This is a genomic window from Acidithiobacillus sp. TH-A36, from assembly GCF_057473445.1.
This window is the reverse complement of record NZ_JBYCKP010000440.1, coordinates 1-2,441: the sequence shown is the minus strand read 5'-3', so window position 1 is coordinate 2,441 and position 2,441 is coordinate 1. Positions and strand designations below refer to the sequence as shown.

General features: G+C 48.0%; 4 protein-coding genes. 3 read left to right on the top strand and 1 reads right to left on the bottom strand.

Annotated elements, in window-relative coordinates; all coding sequences use genetic code 11:
• From AC2VLY_RS11300 to AC2VLY_RS11290, 3 genes are all read left to right on the top strand, one after another.
• The coding region (locus tag AC2VLY_RS11300) for an HAD family hydrolase (RefSeq protein ID WP_486891999.1) at positions 1 to 357 on the top strand (357 nt) is incomplete at its 5' end.
• A 232-nt stretch (positions 358 to 589) separates the two neighbouring features.
• Entirely contained in the window at positions 590 to 1,150 is a 561-nt protein-coding gene (locus AC2VLY_RS11295) for a hypothetical protein (protein ID WP_193649354.1), read from the top strand.
• A gap of 184 nt (positions 1,151 to 1,334) precedes the next feature.
• On the top strand, positions 1,335 to 1,754 hold the full coding sequence (locus AC2VLY_RS11290; RefSeq protein WP_300249287.1) for a tetratricopeptide repeat protein: 420 nt from the start codon (positions 1,335 to 1,337) through the stop codon (positions 1,752 to 1,754).
• 192 nt (positions 1,755 to 1,946) lie between these two features.
• Here the strand turns inward: AC2VLY_RS11290 and AC2VLY_RS11285 are convergent, their stop codons facing one another.
• Positions 1,947 to 2,189 (bottom strand): superinfection immunity protein, encoded by a 243-nt coding sequence (locus AC2VLY_RS11285; protein ID WP_193649352.1) that lies wholly within the window; start codon positions 2,187 to 2,189, stop codon positions 1,947 to 1,949.
• Positions 2,190 to 2,441 lie beyond the last annotated feature (252 nt).

The window sequence follows — 2,441 nt, the reverse complement described above, 5'->3', positions numbered from 1 at the left end:
ACCGATACGGGTTTGTTGGATATTCTGCCCAGCAGCGCCAGCAAGCTCCATGCCGTAGAATTTCTCGGTCAACAGCGTGAGTATCCCAACGAGCGCACGGTTTTTGCCGGTGATTCGGGTAACGATCTGGAGGTTTTAGGCAGCCATATTCACTCCGTGCTGGTAGCCAACGCCCATCAGGGGGTCCAGGAAGAGGCAATACGCATGGCTGCAGCGTCGGATCTGGCGGACACCCTTTATATTGCCCATGGAGGATTTCTGGGCATGAACGGGAACTACAGCGCGGGAGTATTGGAGGGACTCGCGCATTATCTGCCCGAAACGGCGGCGTGGATGAAGTTGCCTGCTTGTTCATAAAAAAGCTCAAAACAGCTGTTGTCTGGAGGGCTTTGTCACTTTCATTCAGGACCAGACTCTGCCCGTTCCAGAGATACAAATCCTGATGCAGAACATGGAGCAGTCAGTGTTCCGTCAAAATTGGCACGATGTGCCGGGAACTTTCGGGTAAAAATTCCGGTCTTTTCAGGCGGAGGAAAACTTCCTTCCGATTGTTTTGATCTCAGGGTTTTTTCCAGTAAGGAGGATAGCCATGAAAAGAAACCCTCTCTCGAAACGCCGGTGGCTTGCCCTGGCGAGCTTACCCCTTCTCGGCGCGACAATGGCCTTGCCCATCGCCCATGCGGCGACGACCTATGTTTCAGTGGATGGTCATTCGATTCCCGTTTCTGCGCAGAGCAGGACCATTCATATTCCCGGTGGCATCATCCGGGTACAAACATTCACTTGGGGGGCGCAGGGTGTTCCCGGACATTTGCAGGTGACCGCCGGCCATCTCTCTCCAGTACAGGGGCAAGCGCTGATCAATCAGAGTTTGTGGCAGATGCGCTCCATGCAGGTGGCAATGGATCAGCAGATCGCGCAAATGAATCAGCTTATGCGCGTCTCTTTCGGTCCTTTCATCAACCCGGCATTCAATTTTCCGGAACCCGTGATGATGATTCATGGACTTTTGCCGGGAACGGAGCGGCTGACACCGGTGCATAAATCTCCTGCAACGGCTGTCTCGGCAGGTCCTTTATCTGGTCATGAGACGCTGTCGGTACGCTGGAAACATCCGGAGAAAACCGAAAATCCCAAGTTGCCCATTTAATCAAGAGTTGCCAGACACACCCCAAAGACCAGCTCGCGGTGTCTGAACACGAGCAGCAGATGATGATGTTGTTGGCGAATACTCCAAAGGCCTCTTGGAATCAGGCATCTGCCGGGAGTTCGTTGCTGTTTTGAACGGATTCAGCTCCACGTTACGGGGCATTTTCAGATGTCAGGAAGCTGATATGTATCCATTATTATATCGCAAATTTATTTTTTACCTTTTTTGGGTCATCGGGTTAAGCTGGACATCCGGTGTAGCAATTGCAGATGAGTTACTGGTGCACAAAGTGCCTGCATTCCGAATACATGAGATGGAACTGCCGGAATCTGTAGCGGGAATGCCTTTGCGTGAAATTGAAAAATGTGCGCGAGCTGGAGATCCTGCAGCAGAAAATGCCTTGGGTGTGGACTACTTGCATGGTAAAAATGTTCCAGAAAACTGGCAAAAGGCAGATGCCTGGTTTCGTAAGTCGGCCCATGCCGGGAATGCCAATGGGGCTTTTCATTTGGCCTTCGCCTATAACTTCGGCGAGGGTGTGCCGCCGAATAGGCACAAAGCCGTTTATTGGTGGCAACAATCAGCGAAAGATCGCAAGAGATGAGTAAGTTTTGTGCTCAAGTGTATATTGAAACTCCTCGTGGTAGGTCTATTCGCGGCATTCTGGTTATTCTGGATTGGTCATCAGGGCCACACGCATATTGAACGGATTTTTGAGTCCAGTAAGAACCGCCACTCTTTTCGTTGGCATGTCACAAACCCTGTTATAAAAAACGGAAGAGAGTGATCAGATTCTTTATGGGTTTTCTTCATCAAATAATTCACCGTTTCCAGAGACCAGCGCCCAGACCAAGGCTACAATCCAGCCAATAATTGTCCAGCCTAACAGCAAATCCAGTGTGGTGATGCCCAGGAAGAAAGGACTTTTCAAGCTCCAAGCCAATAACACTGGTAAAATATATATGGCTATTATTATCATAAATCCTATCATCAATAAAACAGTAAATCCCGTCGGACTGTGTAAAATCCAGTGTAGCATTATCTATCCCCTGTAATGGCTAAGATATTTATATGACAATCCAGTATTTTTTTTGATTTGTACAATAAAAACCAGCGCTAAAAAGTATAATGCAACCTATTTATTGCCTGCACAATCATAGCACCTCTATACATCTTCATGAGAACTATAGTGTATTTTTGATTTTACATTACCTATCATCCATGAAGGCTTGATAACAGTGATTTGCGTATCATCTATAGCATTTGGCTGCAAATCGAGCTTAATGATGGT